At 71.6% G+C, this 19,385-nt stretch carries 16 protein-coding genes, 1 other RNA gene and 1 pseudogene; 7 read left to right on the forward strand and 11 right to left on the reverse strand.

The features are described 5' to 3' along the window. Window positions 1-77 precede the first annotated feature (77 nt). The gene (locus ACGF2V_RS23730) at window positions 78-737 is read left to right on the forward strand and encodes a ScbR family autoregulator-binding transcription factor (RefSeq protein WP_362620339.1); all 660 of its coding nucleotides are present in this window, start codon (window positions 78-80) and stop codon (window positions 735-737) included. A gap of 310 nt (window positions 738-1,047) precedes the next feature. Here the strand turns inward: ACGF2V_RS23730 and ACGF2V_RS23735 are convergent, their stop codons facing one another. Beyond that, complete coding sequence (locus ACGF2V_RS23735; RefSeq protein WP_362620341.1) at window positions 1,048-1,917, reverse strand: metallophosphoesterase; 870 nt, start codon at window positions 1,915-1,917, stop codon at window positions 1,048-1,050. A 385-nt stretch (window positions 1,918-2,302) separates the two neighbouring features. Beyond that, an RNA gene (gene rnpB / locus ACGF2V_RS23740) (RNase P RNA component class A) lies at window positions 2,303-2,704 on the reverse strand. Window positions 2,705-2,820: 116 nt separating this feature from the next. Between rnpB and ACGF2V_RS23745 the strand changes: the two are divergent. The 4 genes and pseudogenes from ACGF2V_RS23745 to eda form a co-directional block, all read left to right on the forward strand. Further along, a pseudogene (locus ACGF2V_RS23745) lies at window positions 2,821-2,913 on the forward strand (MerR family DNA-binding transcriptional regulator); the annotation flags it as partial. A gap of 29 nt (window positions 2,914-2,942) precedes the next feature. Continuing rightward, window positions 2,943-3,203: a hypothetical protein gene (locus ACGF2V_RS23750; protein ID WP_362620457.1), complete on the forward strand. Its 261-nt coding sequence runs from the start codon at window positions 2,943-2,945 to the stop codon at window positions 3,201-3,203. A 58-nt stretch (window positions 3,204-3,261) separates the two neighbouring features. Then, window positions 3,262-4,062, forward strand: a complete 801-nt coding sequence (gene yaaA / locus ACGF2V_RS23755; RefSeq protein ID WP_362620344.1) for a peroxide stress protein YaaA — start codon at window positions 3,262-3,264, stop codon at window positions 4,060-4,062. A 91-nt stretch (window positions 4,063-4,153) separates the two neighbouring features. Further along, a complete protein-coding gene (gene eda / locus ACGF2V_RS23760) occupies window positions 4,154-4,774 on the forward strand; it encodes a bifunctional 4-hydroxy-2-oxoglutarate aldolase/2-dehydro-3-deoxy-phosphogluconate aldolase (protein ID WP_362620346.1) in 621 nt (206 codons plus the stop codon). Between the two features lie 115 nt (window positions 4,775-4,889). Here the strand turns inward: eda and ACGF2V_RS23765 are convergent, their stop codons facing one another. The 4 genes from ACGF2V_RS23765 to ACGF2V_RS23780 form a co-directional block, all read right to left on the reverse strand. Next, a complete protein-coding gene (locus ACGF2V_RS23765; protein WP_362704055.1) occupies window positions 4,890-6,281 on the reverse strand; it encodes a bifunctional RNase H/acid phosphatase in 1,392 nt (463 codons plus the stop codon). Further along, a complete protein-coding gene (locus ACGF2V_RS23770) occupies window positions 6,281-7,024 on the reverse strand; it encodes a C4-type zinc ribbon domain-containing protein (RefSeq protein ID WP_362704131.1) in 744 nt (247 codons plus the stop codon). Before ACGF2V_RS23770 ends, ACGF2V_RS23765 begins: the two co-directional genes overlap by 1 nt. Next, on the reverse strand, window positions 7,021-7,863 hold the full coding sequence (locus tag ACGF2V_RS23775) for a Nif3-like dinuclear metal center hexameric protein (RefSeq protein WP_362620350.1): 843 nt from the start codon (window positions 7,861-7,863) through the stop codon (window positions 7,021-7,023). Before ACGF2V_RS23775 ends, ACGF2V_RS23770 begins: the two co-directional genes overlap by 4 nt. Window positions 7,864-8,303: 440 nt before the next feature. Continuing rightward, complete coding sequence (locus ACGF2V_RS23780; protein ID WP_362620351.1) at window positions 8,304-9,347, reverse strand: iron-siderophore ABC transporter substrate-binding protein; 1,044 nt, start codon at window positions 9,345-9,347, stop codon at window positions 8,304-8,306. A 209-nt stretch (window positions 9,348-9,556) separates the two neighbouring features. Between ACGF2V_RS23780 and ACGF2V_RS23785 the strand changes: the two genes are divergently transcribed. Then, the gene (locus tag ACGF2V_RS23785) at window positions 9,557-10,837 is read left to right on the forward strand and encodes a hypothetical protein (protein WP_362704058.1); all 1,281 of its coding nucleotides are present in this window, start codon (window positions 9,557-9,559) and stop codon (window positions 10,835-10,837) included. A gap of 528 nt (window positions 10,838-11,365) precedes the next feature. Here ACGF2V_RS23785 and ACGF2V_RS23790 read toward each other — a convergent pair. The 4 genes from ACGF2V_RS23790 to ACGF2V_RS23805 all read right to left on the reverse strand — a co-directional run bounded on the left by ACGF2V_RS23790 (window position 11,366) and on the right by ACGF2V_RS23805 (window position 15,629). After that, window positions 11,366-12,319 carry a 3-oxoacyl-ACP reductase gene (locus tag ACGF2V_RS23790; protein WP_362620355.1) on the reverse strand — a complete coding sequence of 318 codons (954 nt, stop codon included), beginning with the start codon at window positions 12,317-12,319 and terminating at the stop codon, window positions 11,366-11,368. A 196-nt stretch (window positions 12,320-12,515) separates the two neighbouring features. Continuing rightward, window positions 12,516-13,592, reverse strand: a complete 1,077-nt coding sequence (locus tag ACGF2V_RS23795) for a Zn-dependent alcohol dehydrogenase (protein WP_362704061.1) — start codon at window positions 13,590-13,592, stop codon at window positions 12,516-12,518. A gap of 83 nt (window positions 13,593-13,675) precedes the next feature. Beyond that, window positions 13,676-14,548: a MaoC/PaaZ C-terminal domain-containing protein gene (locus ACGF2V_RS23800; protein ID WP_362704063.1), complete on the reverse strand. Its 873-nt coding sequence runs from the start codon at window positions 14,546-14,548 to the stop codon at window positions 13,676-13,678. 274 nt (window positions 14,549-14,822) lie between these two features. Then, entirely contained in the window at window positions 14,823-15,629 is an 807-nt protein-coding gene (locus ACGF2V_RS23805) for a hypothetical protein (RefSeq protein WP_362704066.1), read from the reverse strand. Between the two features lie 421 nt (window positions 15,630-16,050). Here ACGF2V_RS23805 and ACGF2V_RS23810 point away from each other — a divergent pair, with 421 nt between their 5' ends. Beyond that, window positions 16,051-17,403, forward strand: a complete 1,353-nt coding sequence (locus ACGF2V_RS23810) for an MFS transporter (RefSeq protein WP_362620363.1) — start codon at window positions 16,051-16,053, stop codon at window positions 17,401-17,403. Window positions 17,404-17,533: 130 nt separating this feature from the next. Here the strand turns inward: ACGF2V_RS23810 and ACGF2V_RS23815 are convergent, their stop codons facing one another. After that, the gene (locus tag ACGF2V_RS23815; RefSeq protein ID WP_362704068.1) at window positions 17,534-18,952 is read right to left on the reverse strand and encodes a hypothetical protein; all 1,419 of its coding nucleotides are present in this window, start codon (window positions 18,950-18,952) and stop codon (window positions 17,534-17,536) included. Window positions 18,953-19,385: the final 433 nt, after the last annotated feature.

Consider the following 19,385-nt stretch of genomic DNA (forward strand, 5'->3'; position numbering starts at 1 on the left):
AGATACTGACAGTCCGGTTTTCCTAACCAGCCATACTTGGTGCTGACCACGCCACGGCGGAGAGAGACTTGTAGCTGATGGCACAGCAGGCGCGCGCGATCCAGACTCGACGGTCGATCCTGGTGGCGGCCGCCGCCGTATTCGATGAACGCGGCTACAGCAGCGCCACCATCAGCGAGATTCTCGCCCGGGCCGGAGTCACCAAAGGCGCACTTTACTTCCACTTCTCCTCGAAGGAAGACCTGGCGCTCGGGGTGATGGACGTGCAGCTGGACAGCAGTCCGCTGCCGCAATTGACGAAGCTTCAGGAACTCGTTGACCAGGGCATGTTGCTCTCCTACCGACTTCGCCATGAACCGCTGGTGCGCGCCAGCGTCGGGCTGGCCATGGACCAGGCGGTGGAGGGACTCGACCGCGCCACCCCGTTCCGTGCCTGGATAGACAGGCTGGAACACCTGCTGAACGCGGCGAAGGAGCAGGGCGAATTGCTGCCGCACGTCGCCCCCCGCGAGACCGCGGAAATGCTCGCCGGTTCATTCTCCGGCATTCAAGTGATGTCCCAAGCGCTCTGCAGGCGCGAGGATTTGGGGCATCGCATCTCGGTACTTCTGCACTTCGTGCTGCCGAGCATTTCGACACCGGCGGTGCTGGCCACGCTCGACATGGCCGAGGACCGCGGCGAGCGGCTGTTCGAGGCTCTCGAATCGGTGCCCCGCCAGGCCGGCGCGGCCGACTGACGGGCGCTCCGGCCCGGGCCGGTACGGTCGGCCACCGCGACCGGCCCACCACGACCGTGGCTTGAATTCCCCGGTGCCGCGCAGGCGATGTCGGCCCGTGCGGTGGCACGCGGGGCGTCGGAGGGCAAGGCTGGAGGGGCCGACACCGACCGACCGGTCTGTTACCGGCCGGTCCCCGCCGCGCCCGTTCCCGCCGCCCGTCCGCATCGCCCCGTCGGCTGTCGGGCCGTCGGGCCGTCGGGCCGTCGGGCGGGTACCGATCCCAGGGCGGCCCCGGGTCGGGGCCCGAGACAGGAGTCGCCGATGTCCCTCACGCCACCGGCGCGCCGCCGTCGTACGGAAGGATCCGCCGCAGCAGCCCCCTGGGGTGACCGCGCTCGCGCCATTCCCTCGGGTAGCCGATGGAGACCTCCTCGAAGCGCACCCCGTCGTACCAGGTCGTGCGCGGGATGTGCAGATGACCGTAGACCACGGCCGCCACGTTGAACCGCCGGTGCCAGTCGGCGGTGAGCTCGGTGCCGCACCACTGCGCGAACTCGGGGTACTTCAGTACGCTCATGGGGTCCCGCACCAACGGCCAGTGACCGGCGATGACCAGCGGGATCCCCGGATCGTGCGCGGCGAGCCGCCGTTCCGTCTCCGCCACCCGGGCCCGACACCAGTCGTCCCGGCCCGGGTAGGGGTCGGGGTGGAGCAGGTACTCGTCGGTGCACACCACCCCCGTCTCGTGCGCGTACGCCAACGACTCCTCCTTGGTCGCGGTCCCCGGCGCCCGGAAGCTGTAGTCGTACAGCAGGAACACGGGCGCCACGGCCACCGGTCCTCCGGGCCCCGGCCACAGCGGGTAGGGGTCCTGCGGCGTCGACACCCCGAGGCTCCGGCACACCTCGACCAGGTGCTCGTACCGCTCCCGCCCCCGCAACTGGACCGGGTCCCGGTTGACCGTCCACAGCTCGTGGTTGCCGGGGGTCCACAGCACCCGGGAGAACCGTTCCGCCAGCAACCGCAGCGCCCACTCCACGTCCTCGGCCCGTTCCGCGACGTCACCCGCGACGATCAGCCAGTCCTCGTCCGATTCCGGCCGCAGGGACTCGGTGAGGGGGCGGTTGTCCGCGATCCCGATGTGCAGGTCGCTCACCGCGAACAGGGAACCGCGGCTTCCGGAGGCGTGATCGGACACGTGCGAACCTTTCCCGAGGAGTCAGCTCGACACGATCGTGCCTCACGTCCGGGTCTGCGCCCAGCAGTTCACGGGGGCCCGTCCACCCGGATGCGCCGCCGGGTCCGCCCGGGCGGGCCGGGCCCCGGGCAGCCGTGGCCCGTGGCCCGGCCCGGCGGCGTCTGCCATCCGGCCGCGTGCGTCCGGGCGCGGACCAGTGCGGGCCGTGACCGCCCGGCGCGGGCGAGGGTCCCGTCCTCCGCCGCGCCGCCGAGGGGCGCGGGCTGATCCGTTGCGGTGGGGCAGGCCATGAAGAACGTCTGATGGTGCCGGAGGCCCCGGATTCGGCCTGGCGAGAACGCCGACATGGAGAAGACTCGCCCTGACCCGCGGACATGCAGGACGGCAGACGAGTCGGGCTGTACGCCGGGTTCTGTCACCCGGTCGCCTCGCGGCGGCCGGGGAGACGGCCATCCATCTAGGACCGGCATTGCTGCCGGCCTCCTGCGGTCTACCCGCGAACTCGGGCGGGCCGCCCTCGATCATTCGCGCAGGGCCGTCTCGCGACGGCCCCTCTTGACCTTGCTCCGGGTGGGGTTTACCTAGCCGCCTGGGTCACCCCAGGCGCTGGTGGTCTCTTACACCACCGTTTCACCCTTACCGAGGACCGAGGTCCCCGGCGGTCTGTTTTCTGTGGCACTGTCCCGCGGGTCACCCCGGGTGGCCGTTAGCCATCACCCTGCCCTGTGGAGCCCGGACGTTCCTCGGGGGGATCCGAAGATCACCACGCGGCCGTCCGCCCGGCTCGTCTGCCGTACCGACCATGCTACCCGTCCGGCGGGAGCCCCGGACGAGGCAGGGCCCGGACGGGAGCGGGCGTTCAGCGCTTGACCCTGCCGTTGCGTCAACGTTTCTACTGGCCTCATGCGGATAGGAGAGATCGCCGCGCTCGCCGGGGTCACCTCGCGGGCGGTCCGGCATTACCACCACATCGGTCTGCTGCCCGAGCCCGGGCGCTGCGGATCCGTTACGGCGCCCTGTTCGACGTGCGGGTTCCGGCGGGGACGGTGGCGTCCGCGCGGGTCGAACGGCGCTGCCCCGAGGGCGGATCGACGCGGGTGGGCGCCGACGGGGTGCTCGATCTCGCCGTGGGCGGCCAGACGACGGTGACGGTGGAGCTGGCCGGTCCGGTGGCGTTCGTGCGACCGCTGGGCAGGCGCGGCACGGCGCGGACGGTGCGGTTCCACGCGGACGATCCGGGGGCCGTCGTGACCGCTCTCGCACGGGGGCCACGGAAGTCCCCGTAGGCTGGTGCGAGGCCCTTCGCGGGCCGTTCACCTGTGCGTACGTACGAAGGGAAACGCGGTGCTGGTGCTGTTGCCGCCGTCGGAGGGCAAGGCCGCGTCGGGGCGGGGCGCGCCGCTGAAGCCGCAGTCGCTGGCGTTTCCGGGGCTGGCCGCGGCGCGGGCGGCGGTGCTCGACGCACTGGTCGAGCTGTGCGTGGCGGACGAGGAGAAGGCCCGTGACGTCCTCGGTCTGAGCGAGGGGCTGCGCGGCGAGATCGCGAAGAACGCGGAACTGCGGACAGCGGGAACGCGGCCGGCCGGGGAGATCTACACCGGGGTGCTGTACGACGCCCTGGACCTGGCCTCGCTGGACGCCGCGGCCAGGCGGCGGGCCGGGAAGTCGTTGCTGGTCTTCTCCGGACTGTGGGGCGCCGTGCGGGTGGGCGACCGTATTCCGTCGTACCGCTGCTCGATGGGGGTGAAGCTGCCCGGCCTGGGCGCCCTCGGGGCGTACTGGCGCGGCCCGCTGGCCGGAGTCATGCCGGAGGCGGCCGGGGACGGGCTCGTCCTGGACCTGCGGTCCTCCGCCTACGCCGCCGCCTGGAAGCCGAAGGGAGAGGTGGCGGAGCGCACGGCGAGCGTGCGGGTGCTGCACTCCCAGAGGGTGGACGGGGTCGAGAAGCGGTCCGTGGTCAGCCACTTCAACAAGGCGACGAAGGGCCGTCTGGTACGCGACCTGCTGGTGTCGGGCGCACGGCCGAAGGGGCCCGCGGAGCTGGTCGGGACGTTGCGGGACCTCGGGTACGTGGTGGAGGCCGAGGCCCCGGCACGGTCCGGGCGGGCGTGGTCGCTGGACGTCGTGGTGACCGAGATCCACTGAATCGGGTCGGCCGGACCGGCCCCAGCGAGGCGCGTTGCAACATGCGCAACGCGCGTTGTGCATGTTGCGCGAGCGCGGCAGGATCTGCCGCATGACCTCCTCCGTACTGGACCTCGCCCCCGTCCTCCCCGTAGTCGCCCTGGCGGACGCCGCCGACGCGGTGCCGCTCGCCCGCGCCCTGGTCGCCGGGGGGCTCCCGGCCATCGAGGTCACGTTACGGACGCCCGCCGCCCTGGACGCGATCGCGGCGATCGCCGACGGGGTTTCGGACGCGGTGGTCGGCGCGGGCACGGTGATCTCGGCACGGAACGTCGCCGACGCGGTCGCCGCGGGGGCCCGGTTCCTGGTCAGCCCGGGCTGGACGGACCCGCTGCTGGACGCGATGCGGGCGTCGGGGGCGCCGTTCCTGCCAGGGGTCTCGACGACGTCCGAGGTGGTCGCGCTGCTGGAGCGCGGGGTGACGGAGATGAAGTTCTTCCCGGCCGAGGCGGCGGGTGGCACCGCGTACCTCACGGCCCTGTCCTCGCCGCTGCCGCAGGCCCGGTTCTGCCCGACGGGCGGCATCTCGGCGGCGTCCGCCCCGTCCTACCTGGCGCTCTCCAACGTCGGTAGCGTCGGCGGCAGTTGGATGGTTCCGGCGGATGCCGTGGCGGCGAAGGACTGGGCACGGGTGGAACGGCTGGCGCGCGAGGCCGCGGCGCTGCGCGGCTGACCGGGGCGGACACCCGGGGACCGGGCGCCATCGCCCGAGGCGGCCAAAAACCCCGTTCGTCCCGGGCCCTGTGCCCAGCCCCGGGCCCCGGGGGCGTGGGCCGTCCGCAGGCGAGCTACCTCAGATGCGAGGTGTCGTTCAGCAGCCGGAGTGACGCGTTCCCGTCCGCGTAGTACGCCACCACGGACACCGACGCCGCCGAGAGCTCCATGCGGAACAGGGCTTCCGGAGGGGCGCCGAGGGCCAGCCGGACCAGGGTCTTGATCGGCGTCACGTGGGTGACCAGGAGGACCGTGCGGCCCGCGTGGCGGGCGACGAGGCGGTCCCGGGCGGCCGCCACCCGGCGGGTGACATCGGCGAAGCTCTCGCCTCCCCCGGTGGGGGCGGCCTCGTCGGACGCGAGCCAGGCGTCCAGGTCGGAGCCGTAGCGTTCGCGCACCTCGGCGAACGTCAGCCCCTCCCAGGCGCCGAAGTCCGTCTCGCGCAGCTCCTCGTCGATCCGGACCCCCAGACCGAGCCGGGCCGCCACCGTACCGGCCGTCTCGCGGCAGCGGCGCAGCGGTGAGCTGACGATCTCCTCGATCGTGCCCCGGGCGGCCAATGAGCGGGCGACGGCCTCGGCCTGGCGGCGGCCGGCCTCCGAGAGTGCGGGGTCGGTGCCGCCGCTGCCCGAGAACCGCTTCTCGGGGGTGAGGGCCGTCTCGCCGTGCCGGAGCAGGACGAAGGTGGCGGGCGCGCCGAGGTCGGGTGCCGCGCTCCAGCCCACCTGGGGTGCGGGCGCCGTCGAAGCCGTGGCCGCCGTCGTCGGGGCCGTAGCCGTACTCGCCGTTGCGCTACCCGCCGTTGCCGGAGCTGTAGCCGTAGCCGTAGCGGCCGTCGTCAGGGCCGTGCCCGTCGCAGACGGCGAGGGGGCCGGGCTCACCGACGGCCGGGAAGCGAGGGCCGCGCGTGCTCTCGCCGCGCCCGCCGTCGCGTCGCCGGGCGGGCCGGAGACCGGGGGCAGAGCGTCGGTCACCGACGGCCGGGCCGTGTCGAGGGCGGCCGTCGACGCCGACGGATCCCACTGCTCACCGCGCCGGCCCGCGTCCATCGCCTCGTTGGCGAGCCGGTCCGCGTGCTTGTTCTCCTCGCGGGGGATCCACTCGTACGTGACGGCGGCGGGCGGCAGGACGCGCGCCGCCTCGGCCGCGAGCGGCTTCATGTCGGGATGCTTGATCTTCCAGCGGCCCGACATCTGTTCCACGACCAGCTTGGAGTCCATCCGGACCCGCACCCGGAGCGCGTCGTCCGCCGACGCGTCCGGCGCCAGGGCCCTCGCCGCCTTCAGGCCCGCGATCAGGCCCTTGTACTCGGCGACGTTGTTCGTCGCGACGCCGATGTACTCGGCGGCCTCGGCGAGGGTCTCCCCCGTCACCGGGTCGATGACGACGGCCCCGTAACCGGCGGGCCCGGGGTTGCCCCGGGAGCCTCCGTCGGCCTCGACGACGAGCTGGCGCGGCTGGGTCATTACAGGCCCGACTCCGCCGTGCGGACCAGGATGCGACGGCAGTTCTCGCAGCGCAGCACGGTGTCCGCAGAGGCCGCCTTCATCTCGTTGATCTCGGTGATGTTCAGTTCGAGGCGGCATCCCTCGCAGCGGCGCTGGTAGAGACGGGCGGCGCCGATCCCGCCCTGCTGCTCGCGAAGCTTGTCGTACAGCTTCAGCAGGTCGGCGGGGACGGAGGCGGCGATGACCTCGCGCTCCTTGGCGACCGCCGCGGCCTCCTCGTCGAGTTCCTTGGTCGCGGCGTCACGGCGGGCGGTGGCGTCGTCCGCCTTGGCCTGGACGGCGGAGACCCGGTCGGACAGCTCGGCGACGCGCTCCTGGGCGGCCTCGCGGCGCTCCATCACTTCCAGGACGACGTCTTCCAGGTCGCCCTGACGCTTGGCCAGCGAGGTGATCTCGCGCTGGAGGCTCTCCAGATCCTTGGGCGAGGTGACCGCGCCCGAGTCGAGGCGCTGCTGGTCGCGGGCGGCCCGCTGGCGCACCTGGTCGACGTCCTGCTCCGCCTTGGTCTGCTCGCGGGCGGTGTCGCTCTCCTCGGTCTGCGAGGCGATCAGCAGGTCGCGCAGTTGCGCGAGGTCGCTGGTGAGCGACTCGATCTCGGCATGCTCGGGCAGCGACTTGCGCCGGTGGGCGAGCTGCGACAGGCGGACATCGAGGGCCTGGACGTCGAGAAGTCGGATCTGGTCGGCGGGCGCGGCGTTCAGTTGGGGGCTCCAGAAGTGTGGTGGGTGGTGGTGGTCCAGGGGTCGGTGACCCGCTTCGAGACGTGGACCCGCAGGTCCCATCCGTGGCGGTCGGAAATCGCGTCGAGCTGCGCGGCGGCCTGTTCGCACCAGGGCCATTCGGTGGCCCAGTGCGCGGCGTCGACCAGGCCGAGCGGGGAGTGCTGAATGGCCTCGGACGCCGGGTGGTGGCGCAGGTCGGCGGTGAGGAACGCGTCGACGCCCGCGGCGCGCACCGCGTCGAAGAGGCTGTCGCCGGATCCTCCGCTGACCGCCACGGTGCGCACCGTGGCCGCCGGGTCTCCGGCGAGCCGGATGCCCTGCGCGGTGGCGGGCAGCCGGGCGGCGGCGCGGGCCGCGAAGTCGGCCAGGCTCTCGGGGTGGTCGAGCACGCAGATCCGGCCGAGGCCGCGACGGCCCGCGGGATCGGTGGGATCCGGTACGAGGGGCCGTTCGACGCGCAGGTCGAGGGCACCGGCGAGGGCGTCCGAGACGCCCGGGTCGGCGGTGTCGGCGTTGGTGTGGGCGACGTGCAGCGCGACGTCGTGCTTGATCAGGGTGTGCACGACCCGGCCCTTGAAGGTGGAGGCGGCGACCGTCGTCGTACCCCGCAGGTAGAGCGGGTGGTGGGTGACGATCAGCTGGGCACCGAGCCGGAGCGCCTCGTCGACGATCTCCTGGACGGGATCGACGGCGAAGAGCACCCGGTCCACGTGCGAGGCGGGATCGCCGCAGACGGTGCCGACCGCGTCCCAGCTCTCGGCCCGCTCGGGCGGCCAGAGCGCGTCGATCTCGGCGAGGACTTCAGACAGACGGGGCACAAGGAAAAGGCTACCTGCCCGCCGCGCGCCGTCGACCAGGGCTGCCGGTCATCGCCGTCGACGCCGCGACCGGTCACGACCGCGAGACTCTTTCCGGCCGCGACCGGTCACGACCGCGGGCCTCCCGCCGGCCGCGACCGCCGGTCCGCCCCCACCGGACCGACGGCGCCGCGGAAAGGGCCGGCCGCGGCGCGGAAGGGACCGACCGCGGCGCGGAAGGGACCGACCGCCCCACGCGGAGACGGCCGCCCCGTGACGCCGCCCCCTTCGCTAGGACGCCCCTTCAGAGGCCGGCCACTTCACGAGGCCCTTGTCCTTCGGGGACTTTCCCTTCGTGAAGCCGGACCCTTCGTGAGGCCGGCCCCTTCGTGAAGCCGGCCCCTTCGTGAGGCCGGTTGCCGCACGCCGGTTGCCGCACAAGGCCGGTCACTCAGGCGGGTTCACTTCACGAGGTCGGCGCGGAGGTCGTCGAGGACCAGGTCGGCGGCGGTGACGCCGAGACCGAGGTACCAGGTCTCGTCGGGAACGTCCTTGGCCCGGCCCTCCTTGACCGCGTCGAGGTTCTTCCACAGCGGGTTGGACTGGGTGGTGTCGCGCTTGGTCGCCTTCACGTCCCCGTAGACGCCGGTGAAGATCCAGTCGGCGTCGGCCTCGTCGATCTTCTCCGGGCTGATCTCCACCGCGAGGTCGTCGATCTGCTGGTTCTCGGGCCGGGGCAGGCCGACGTCCTCGAGGATGGTGCCGATGAAGGACGCCTTGGCGTAGAGGCGGATGCGGTCCGGCATGTAGCGGACCATGGAGACGGTCGGCTTGTCCGCGCCGATGTCGTCGCCGAGCTTCTTCGCCTTCGCCTCGTAGGCGCCGAGTTCGGTCTTCGCCTTGGCGGTCTTGTCCAGCGCCGCGGCGTTGAGGAGGTAGTTCTCCTTCCAGGTGAAGCCCGGACGGATGGAGAACACGGTCGGCGCGATCTTGGAGAGCGCGTCGTACTTGTCGGCTGCGCGCAGTTGGCTGCCGAGGATGAGGTCGGGCTTCAGATTGGCGATCGCCTCGAGGTTGAGGTTGTTGATGGTGCCGATGTTCTTCGGGTCGCCCGCGTCCTTCTTCAGGTACGAGGGGATGGCCGCGCTCCCCTCGGAGGGGGCGTAGCCGACCGGCTTCACGCCCAGCGAGACGACGTTGTCGAACTCGCCGACGTCCAGCACGACGACGCGCTTGGGGGCCGCCTTGATCTCGGTCTTGCCCATGGCGTGGGTGATCGTACGGGGGAACTCGCCCGCCTTGGCGTCCGTCCCGTACCCGGCCGTCTTCTTCGCGGCGTCGGCGAAGTCCTTGCCGCCCACCGCGACGGCCGCCTTCTTGTCGTCGCCGTTCTCCTGCTTGGCGGAGCCTGCGGAGCCCCCGTCGTCGCTCCCGCAGGCCGAGAGGGTGAGGGCGGCGGCCACCGCAAGGCCGACTGCGGCGGTGCCGCGGCGACGAAGGGACATGTCTTGCTCCAGTTGTCGATCAAGCCGTAGGTCAAGCAGGCGCTGCTTAGGAATGCCTAACCTTAGCCACTCACCCAGGGGGGACCACAACCACCCCCCTCTCGTCAGGGAATTACGGACATCGCCACCCTTATGTGTGAAGCGGAGAGTCTCGCGTTGTTCGGCTGGAAGTGCGATAACTACCGTCTGTCGCTGGAGGTGATCAGACCGTGACTGTCTGTGCCATCGAGGGCGGGGCCACAGGGGCCACAGGAACGGCCGGAGGCGCCGGAGACGCGGTACCGCGGGACGACGACCCGCCGCACGCACCGGTGGCGCGGCCCGCGTTCACGATCGCGGCGGACGGCTCGTACGCGGCCCGGCTCGCCCCGCGCGAGGTCCCCGGGGATCCGTGCCACGCGGCCGGGGAACCGTCCGGCCCCGCCGCGCAGGCGTGGTGCGTGGAGCGCTGGACGCTCGACGGGCACGAGCCGTACGCGGTGCCGCTCCCCCTCGACCAGCCGGAGGAACCGGACTCGGACGTACTTCCGTTGGCCGACGGGCGGGTACTGGTCCGGCGCCGGGTCGCGGACCGGCACGCGTTCTCGCTGCTCTACCCGACCGGCCCCGGCACCGGTGAACTGCCGCTCGGCGCCATCGGATGCGAGGAGCTGACGCTGCTGCCGCCGTGCCCGGACGGCGCCAGCGCGTACGCCCTGTCACCCGGCGCACGCTCCACCACCGTCTGGCTGGTCACGGGCGGCGTCCTCGGACCCGAGCCGGTCGCACAGGTGCCGGGCCGCTGCACCGGAGGGGTCTGGCTCGACCGGGCCGGGCGGATGCTGGCCCTGGACCGGGAGTTGCCGGGCGGCGGCCCGGTCAAGGCGGTGGCCGTGGACCTGGGGCGGGGCGGCGAGGTGACGCCGCTGCTCCAGATCGGGCCGGACAGCGACGACCGGCTGCTGCTCGCCGACCCGGACAGCGGACTGCTGCTGATCCGTTCGAACGCGCCGGGGCACGACCGGCTCGGCTGGGGGGTGTTGGGGAGTTGTCTGCCGGTGCGCTTCCCGGAGTGCCTGTGCCCGGCGGACGTGGCGGTGACGCCGTTCGCCGTGCAGCCGGGGCAGATGCTGACGCCGGAGGACTGTGCGGTGGCGCTGCGCGTCGACGGGGCGGGGGCCAGTTGGCTGGGGCTGTGGCGTCCGACGGGTCGTCGGCTGTTCCAGATGGCCGCGCCCGAGGGATGGCAGGCCGGCCGCGGGGTGTGGACCCGTGACGGCGTGCTGAGGCTGCCGTACGCCGACGCGGACGTGGCGTGCGGGGTGGCGTCGGTGGACGCGTCGGTGGACCTTCCGGCGGACGCGGCGGGTGTCGTCGCCGGGACGGGGCGGGGGGCCGGAAGGGGCGCGGAAAGCGGTATGCAACCGTCCGCCACCGGCGTGCCTCTTCCCGTGTGCAGACCGGTTCCACTGGGGCAGGCACCACTCGTGGGACGCGTGGTGCCTGGTTAAGATTTCGGGCCTGGGCCACGCAGCCGTATCGGCGGTCGCCGGAGGCGGCCGTGTCATGTCGCGGTGGCGTGATCGGCCCTGGTGACACTCACACGCAAGCACGTAAGCGATCACGACGGGGTGACTTCCCACATGTCTGAAGCCCGAACCGACACGCCCCAGACGCGCCCGCAGGGGGCGGACGCGGAACGGGCCGAAGCCGGCGGCTCCGGAAAGCACCGAGGGGGTGTGTCGACGGACGACACGGCAGTACAGCCGCACGGCCGCCACCGCCGCCCCTCCGAGGGAGACAGCCGGGCGGCCTGATCCGCGCGGAACATCGACATCATCGACGAGGGACGGGTGGGCCCCGGGAGCCGTTCTCGGCTTCCGGGGCCCACCCGTTCCCGGTTCCCGCGCACACCGGTTTCGTTCCCGGCCCACCCGTTTCGGGCTCCCGGCGCGGCTGGCCCCTTCCCGCGCGGTACGCGGGCCTCCCGTGCCGGTGCGCGGCGGGAACGCTCCCGTACCGGTACGTGCGCGACCGGCTCAGCCCCGTTTCAGGCCGAGCACCTCCGCCGCCGCGAAGGTCTCGTTGGGCGGGCGGTCGGCGTAGTACGGCGAGATCAGCTCGTCCAGCTCGTCGAAGGAGAACGTCTCCTTCGACGAGTCGAACTTCGCGGCCACCCTGGGGCGTTCGACGATCGCGACCATCGCGCCGTGCACGACCAGTAGCTGCCCGTTGACCCGGGCCGAGGCCGGGGAGGCCAGGTAACCGACCAGGGGCGAGACATGCTCGGGGGCGAGCGGGTCGAGCCTGCCGCCCTCCGGTTCCTGGAAACCCGCGAAGACGTCCTCGGTCATCCGGGTGCGGGCGCGCGGGCAGATGACGTTGGCGGTGACGCCGTACTTGGCCAGGGCGAGGGCCGTGGACGTGGTCAGGCCGACGATGCCGCCCTTGGCCGCCGCGTAGTTCGGCTGCCCGGCCGAGCCGGCCAGGAACGCCTCCGAGGACGTGTTGACGATCCGTCCGTACACCGGACCGCCGGACTCCTTGGAACGGGCGCGCCAGTGCGCCGCCGCGAAGTGCGTGGTGTTGAAGTGGCCCTTGAGGTGGACCCTGATGACGGAGTCCCATTCGTCCTCGGTCATCGAGAAGATCATCCGGTCGCGGAGGATGCCCGCGTTGTTGACCAGGATGTCGAGCTTTCCGTAGGTGTCGACGGCCAGTTCCACCAGGGAGCGGGCCTGGTCGTGGTCGGAGACGTCGCCGAGGTGCGCGACCGCCCGGCCGCCCGCCGCGCGGATCTCCTCGACGACCTCCTGCGCCGGGGTCGCCGACGCCTCGCCGGAGCCGTCGCGTCCGGCTTGCCCGTAGTCGTTGACGACGACGGACGCGCCGAGCCGGGCCAGCTCCAGCGCTTCGGCACGTCCGAGGCCGCGGCCCGCGCCCGTGACGATCGCGCTCAGGCCGTCCAGAGGAAGTGACAGGGGATGTGACATCGGCTTCTCGGAACCTCTCAGGAGGGAGCGGGGGGACGGGAGCGGGGGTACGGGCACGGGGCCGCCACCGGGGCCGCGTCGAGGGACCCGGCCCGGGTGGGAACGGGCCGGATGGAACAGCCCGCGCGGAACAGCCCGTGCGGAACAGTCCGGACGGCGGCTGGCGGGGCGGGTGGCACAAGCGGCGCCGAGCAGTTCAGAGCTCGACGCAGGTGCGCAACGACGCCCCGGTCCGCATCTGGTCGAGTGCGTCGTTGATGCCGTCCAGGCGCACCCGGTGGGTGATCATCGATTCGAGGTCGATCCGGCCGGCCCGCCACAACTCGATGGCACGTCCGTAGGAGCGGAGCACGTCGCCCCCGCCGTACATGGAGGGCAGGATGCGCTTCTCGTCGAAGAACAGCTCGAACATGTTGACCTGGAAGTGGTCGTCCAGCGCGCCCGCGCCGACGACGCAGAGGGTGCCGCCGCGCCGGGTGTTCTCGTACGCCGTGCGGGCGGTGGCCGACTTGCCGACGACCTCGAAGACGTAATCGAAGCCCTCGCCCGCGGTGATCCGCTGCCTGGCGTCGGCAAACGCCTCGGGGGACACGGCCTCGGTCGCACCGAACCGCAGCGCCGCCTCGCGCCGGGACTCGACCGGGTCCACGGCGACGATCTGGGCGGCGCCCTGCACCCTGGCCCCCTGGACGGTCGAGATCCCGACGCCGCCGCAGCCGATCACGGCCACCGACGAACCGGCCTCCACCCGTGCGGTGTTGATCGCCGCACCCAGCCCCGTGGTCACCCCGCAGCCGATCAGCGCGGCGATCTCGAACGGGACGTCGTCGGGGATCGGCACCGCGCAGCCCGCGCCGACGACGACCTCCTCGGTGAAGGTGCCGGTGCCCGCGAAACCGAACACGTCTCCGCCGGGGCGCTTGAAGTTGGGGGTGCCCGCGTTCATGAAGCCGGCCAGGCAGAGGTGGCCCTGGCCGCGCCTGCAGGACGGGCACGCCCCGCACGCGGGCAGCCAGCAGACCAGCACCCGGTCTCCCGCCTTCAGCCCGGTGACGCCGTCGCCGACGTCGACGACCTCGCCCGCTCCCTCGTGGCCCGGGACGAAGGGGGCCGGCTGGGGCAGCACGCCGCTCATCGCGGAGAGGTCGGAGTGGCACAGCCCGGTGGCGCGGACGCGGATCCGGACCTTCCCCGGACCGAAGCCCACCGCCTCGACGTCGTCGAGGACCTCCAGTTCGTCCTGGCCTATCTCGTGCAGTACGGCTGCGCGCATGGTGCGGCTCCCCTCGTGGGCCCGGGTCGTGTACGCGTCCCCGCGGGCCCGTGCCGCGGGCCCACGGACCTCTCGGAATCGGATCAGGAGTGTTCGACGAAGGTGTCGCCGAGCACCGGGGCGTCGTCCCGCTCGACGGAACTCACCTCGACCCGGACATGGTCCTCGCCGGTCCACATCCGGATGCGGAGGGTCTCGCCGGGGAAGACGATCCCGGCGAATCGGGTGCGGTAGGAGCGGATACGGGTCACGTCGCCGCCGAGCACCGTGTCGGTGACGGCCTTGAGCGTCATGCCGTAGGTGCACAGTCCGTGCAGGATCGGCCGGTCGAAACCGGCCCGCCGGGCGAACTCGGGATCGGCGTGGAGCGGGTTCCAGTCACCGGACAGGCGGTAGAGCAGTGCCTGGTCCGGGCGGACGGGCCGCTCCACGACGTGGTCGGGGTCACCGGTGGGCGGGTCCGACCTCCCGGACGGGCCGCGTTCACCGCCGAAACCGCCCTCGCCCCGTACGAAGATCTGCGCGTCGTTGGTCCACAACGGACCCTCGTCGTCAGCGGCTTCGGTACGCAGCACCAGGACGGCCGCCTTGCCCTTGTCGTACACCGCGGCGACCTTCGAGGTCTGCACGGCGCCGCCCTTGACGGGGATCGGCCGGTGCACCCGGACGCTCTGTCCGCCGTGCAGGACGGCGGCCAGGTCGATGTCGACGCCGGGCGAGGAGAGCCCGCCGAAGCCGACCATGCCCCCACCCGCCACCGTGGCGAAGGACGGCAGCACCTGGAGCCGGGACTCCAGGGTGTAGCGCAGTTCGCCGGGGTCGGTGGTGGCGTCGGCCCCGGCGGGACCGGAGCCCGCACCGATGCCCAGGTGGTAAAGCTGGACGTCCTTGTGGTCCCAGCTGATCCGGCTGGAACGGGGTTCGGCGGCGACAGCCTTTTCGGCATCAATCGGCATGGGAATGCTGCTCCTTGACGGTGGGAGACCTCGGCGCGGCCGTCCGCACCGTCGACCGCACCGAGGCCGCGCGGGACCGGCCTTCACACCCGTTCTAGAACGTGTTCCAGCCCGGTGACTCCCATGTATAACGCAGCACCCAGGCGATGTGAAGACTTTTCTGACGCTACGTCAGATCCGGTCTCGGTCGCCTCCCCTCAGGCGTGCGCCTGCCCGGCCGTGAGGCGGCCGGCTGCCGTCTCGGGTCGGATTGACGTCGTGCCGACCTGCCCGCTCACCCCCGCCGCCGGACGAAACCTGCCACCAGCACGGCCAGGACCACGCCGGACGCGACGACGATCGGCCAGGCACTCCCGGTGAGCCAGTACCCACCGATGCCGCAGACTACGACGAGAACGCCCCACACCCAGTCCACAGCGGTGGACCGCGCGGCAGTCCGGCTGGATGACCGCCCGACCGCAGTGGCGGCGAAGCGCTCCCGCAGCGCGACGCTCGGCCATCCGTCGCCGACACCTGACAGCAGCCAGACCGGATCCGTGTGCTGCCACCGGTGAAAATAGGAGATCAGGTTGTCCACCGGCCCGTCGGCCGCCGTGGCGTGACCGCCGTCGAGGCGCTCCAAGTCGGCCAGGGTGTCCTCGAACCGCAGGCGGATGCCGCCTTCGCCGCCATCGGCCAACGCCTCGGTCCGCAGCAGCACGTAGGGGCCGAACCGGGCGTCGATGAGCGCGACGAACTCATCGTAGAGGGGCGAGAACCGCGCGCCGAGCCGACTGGTCAATCCGTGCCGCCGGGCGTGCAGTCGCGACAGCGCCGTCGGCTGGTCGACCACCAGGTACGGGTAGGTGGCCTCGCCCCACTCGCTCAGCAACTCCGCGTGCTCATCGGTACCGACGTCCTCGGTGTCGGCGATCCTCGCCTCCACCACGTCTCCGCGGCTGAACATCGCCCACCACAGCAGCGGCGGCCAGTTCTTGGCCTCCAGCTCCATCGCACCGTCGAAGAAGTCGCCCCATTCGCCCGCCGACCCGTCCGGCATACGGGGCTGCCGGACGCTGTCCAGATAGAGGCGCACACTCATTTCGGTTACCCACCTTCACTTGCGGATGCGCCGACCACGGGGCACCGGTGGCCGCTGCAGCGCCATCGCCCACCCTCACGGCTCCCTCTCCTGTCGCCGACGAACGCCTCCGAGAGGTCGTGAACAGGGCGAACGTCGCGTGATCGGGGCCAGCCGAGTAGTCGCCTTCGCAATAAGGCCAACGCTCTTTATGGCTGCCACATACATAGGTGTAACAGGGCGGGGTCCCTACTGTTTCCGGCCATGATAAGCGAGACGGACCAAGTCGCCGTAGCCGCAATGTCGTTGTGCTCGGACCGGGCGAGCTCCATCACCGGCGCCTCGCTGCCCCTGGACGAGCGGCCGGGGAACCGACCGACCACCCCTTCCCGCACTTCACTCCCCGTTCCCCTCCGCACACGAGAAGCCGGTGACTGACCTCATGCCCCAGACCGAGACCGCCCCAGCCCCGTCCGACGCGCGCCGTTCCAGCGGCATCGCCCGGATCGTCAGTGCGAGTCTGATCGGCACCACCATCGAGTGGTACGACTTCTTCCTCTACGGCTCCGCTGCCGCACTGGTGTTCAACACCTTGTTCTTCCCATCCAGCGACCCGCTGGTGGGAACCCTGCTCGCCTTCGTCACGTATGCGATCGGGTTCGCCGCTCGGCCGCTCGGCGGTGTGGTCTTCGGACACTTCGGCGACAAGATAGGCCGCAAGAAGCTGCTCGTGGTCAGCCTGCTGATGATGGGCGGTGCCACCTGCGCCATGGGGCTGTTGCCCACGTACGACACCATCGGCATCGGCGCCCCGATCCTTCTCACCGTGCTACGCCTGATCCAGGGCTTCGCGCTGGGTGGCGAATGGGGCGGCGCCGTGCTCATCGTCTCCGAGCACGGCGGTGACAAGCACCGCGGATTCTGGGCCTCCTGGCCACAGGCCGGCGCACCCGGCGGCAACCTGCTCGCCACGGGCGTCCTCGCACTGCTGGCCGCCGTACAGTCCGAGGAAGCGTTCCTGTCCTGGGGCTGGCGCATTCCCTTCCTGCTCTCCGGCGTCCTGGTCGTGATCGGGCTGTGGATCCGCACCTCGGTGTCCGAGTCCCCGGTCTTCCTCGCCGCCCAGGCCAAGGCCGAAACGGACGCCGCACAAGGGGCCAAGGAGAAGCCGCCGGTCGTCGAAGTGTTCCGACACAGCTGGCGCGAGGTGCTCGGCGCCATCGGCACCCGCTTCGGCGAGAACATCTCCTACTACATCCTCACCTCCTTCATCCTGGTCTACGTCACCACTCACCTGGGACTGCCCAAGAGCACCGCCCTGAACGCCGTGCTGATCGGCTCGGCCGTCCACTTCGTCACCATCCCGCTGTGGGGCGCCCTCTCCGACCGGCTGGGCCGCAAGCCCGTCACTCTGATCGGCTCGACCGGCATGGCTCTGTGGGCCTTCGCATTCTTCGCCCTGGTCGACTCGAAGTCGTTCGCCGTGATCACCTCGGCGGTCACCATCGGACTCCTGCTGCACGGCGCCATGTACGGGCCCCAAGCCGCCTTCATCTCCGAGATGTTCGACACCAAGGTCCGCTACTCGGGCGCCTCCATGGGATCGCAGCTCGCCTCGATCGTCGCGGGCGCGCTCGCACCGATCATCGCGGTCGAACTGCTGAAGGACTACAACTCCGGGACGCCGATCGCCCTGTACCTCTGCGCCGCCGCGGTGATCACCACCATCACCGTCGCGGTGATCAAGGAGACCCGCGGCCGTGACCTGACCCGTTCCGCCACGCCCGGGACATAGAGCGGGTACGAAGCACCCGTCGCAGACGTCGACCGGGCGGTTCCACCACATCGCCCGATCGCAGGCAGGGCTTCGGGCCGGGCCCGACGGGGAAGACCTGTCGGGCCCACCGTGCGTCTGCCCGGGGCGTTCAGCGGCGCGGGTGGAAGACGAACTGCTTGCCGGGGCCGTCACCGGGCAGTTCGAATCCTCCGGCCTCCTCCAGCGACAGGAACGGGACCTCGGCGTCCTTGGGCAGCGCCCGGGCCTTCCCGGTATCGAGCGGGACGGCGACGGGCACGTGCCCGGACGGCGAGTCGGCCTTCTGGTAGCCGTAGGCGATGCCGTCGTCGCCCACGGACAGCAGTTGGACCGGCGCCGCCGCCTGGTCGTCAAGACAATGCGCCTGGTCCCGCTCGAAGTCCACGGCGAGCGTACCGGCGACGGCGTAGCGGCCGTTCGGCGACAGGACGGGTTTGAAGAGGCCGTACGCCGGCCCCGCTTCCGTGTCGCACCTCAGGGACGTCTTCAGCTTCCCGGACTTCAGGTCGTGCACGGCCATCACCGCCGTCGCGCCCCAGCCCGCCACGCCATTGGGCGGGTTCCAGGAGGCGATGACGTGGCCACCGAGGATCTGCCACACGCGGTCCCCAGGAGCGGCCGAGTTGGTGCCCGGCGGAACGGCGTCACGCGACACCCAGACCCCGCCGACACCGAAGCCGCCTGTGTCGAGCGCTACCACCGGGCCGTCCGGGGACAGCCCGGCCACTTCGCCGCTGCTGCAACTGTCGCGCCCCTCGCCCGCGCAGACCGGAGGCAGTTCCACCTTTCCCTCCGGATACGTCTGGACGCGATTTCCCGAAATGTCGATCGTCGCGGAATCCGGGGCGGCATGCATCGGGCGGAGCCAGCGGACCGCGACCCCGTTCCCGCCGGCATCGACCGTCACACCGCTCTGGTCGGCGTCCGCCGGAATGGCGAAGGTGCGGACGGGAGCGACGTCCTTCCCCGAGGAGTCGGCCGGGTAGAAGACGAAGGAGACCGCCTTCGACTCCTCGTCACCGGCGGCATCCTCACCGGAGGTCTCCGCACCGGACGCGGCCTCGCCCTTGCCCTGGCCATAGGCCCAGAGGGCGACGTACTCGCGGCCGTCCTCGTTCACGACGAGGAGCCGAGGCACCACGTCCTCGTCCTCGCTGTCCTCCGGGGCAGGCGGCTGCCACTGCGCGCTGCTCCAGCGGAGCTTGCCGGTGACCGCGTCGCGTGCCTCGACGACGTACCTCTCGCCCTTTCGCTGGAGGAAGGCGACGACACCCGCCTTGGGCACGGCCTCCACCGGCGGGCGCGAGGACACCTGCTCCTCCGGGAGCCAGTCGAGGGACGCGTACCAGCCCTTGGTGGTGTCGAAGCCCTCCGGTGCCTTCACCGACGGCTTCGGGGACGCCCCCGCACTCGGCGAGGAACCGCCCGAGGCCCCGTTCCCAGCCTTGTCATCGGCACCGCCGCTGCCGCAGGCCGCCAGCAGTCCGGCCGCCACCGCGGCGGCGACTGCTCTCCTCACGGTCTTCAACGCGCCCCTCCTTCTGGCGCGGGGGAGCGAACAGACCGGCACCCCCGCGCCACACGCAAGATCAACAAAGACTCAGAAGATACAGCAGCTTTCCGAGCAGCGGTTTACGTGCTAAGGGCTGTCCCGTAATCCTGGTGGAGCAGCGCGCGGCGTCGGATGCGGTGCATCGCAAGGCGGAGGGGCGCCCGCATACTGGATGTATGTGGGCGTTCCGACAACGCGGCGAGGCGCCGTAGCTGTCGTCGTGCGCCCGCCAGGGATTACGGGACAGCCCTTGGGGAAGTGCGGAGGTGTCGGAGAGAGATGGTGTCGAACTCCTCACGGACTGCACGTCAGTGGACACGCGGGTGTGGGAGAGTCCGGGCGAGCGGCCATCCCCTGTGTCGCCGCCCTTGGCCGCCGCGGTCGCCCCGCGGCCTCCACCGATCAGCCC

Origin of the sequence: Streptomyces sp. NPDC047982 (assembly GCF_043204165.1) — a bacterium.
Taxonomy (GTDB): Bacteria; Actinomycetota; Actinomycetes; order Streptomycetales; family Streptomycetaceae; genus Streptomyces.

Coding starts and splice junctions, on each gene's coding strand:
- ACGF2V_RS23730 (WP_362620339.1), top strand. CDS start 78: ATGGCACAGCAGGCGCGCGCGATCCAGACTCGACGGTCGATCCTGGTG.
- eda (WP_362620346.1), top strand. CDS start 4,154: ATGACCTCCTCCGTACTGGACCTCGCCCCCGTCCTCCCCGTAGTCGCC.
- ACGF2V_RS23765 (WP_362704055.1), bottom strand. CDS start 6,281: ATGACCCAGCCGCGCCAGCTCGTCGTCGAGGCCGACGGAGGCTCCCGG.
- ACGF2V_RS23780 (WP_362620351.1), bottom strand. CDS start 9,347: ATGTCCCTTCGTCGCCGCGGCACCGCCGCAGTCGGCCTTGCGGTGGCC.
- ACGF2V_RS23790 (WP_362620355.1), bottom strand. CDS start 12,319: ATGTCACATCCCCTGTCACTTCCTCTGGACGGCCTGAGCGCGATCGTC.
- ACGF2V_RS23795 (WP_362704061.1), bottom strand. CDS start 13,592: ATGCGCGCAGCCGTACTGCACGAGATAGGCCAGGACGAACTGGAGGTC.
- ACGF2V_RS23800 (WP_362704063.1), bottom strand. CDS start 14,548: ATGCCGATTGATGCCGAAAAGGCTGTCGCCGCCGAACCCCGTTCCAGC.
- ACGF2V_RS23805 (WP_362704066.1), bottom strand. CDS start 15,629: ATGAGTGTGCGCCTCTATCTGGACAGCGTCCGGCAGCCCCGTATGCCG.
- ACGF2V_RS23810 (WP_362620363.1), top strand. CDS start 16,051: ATGCCCCAGACCGAGACCGCCCCAGCCCCGTCCGACGCGCGCCGTTCC.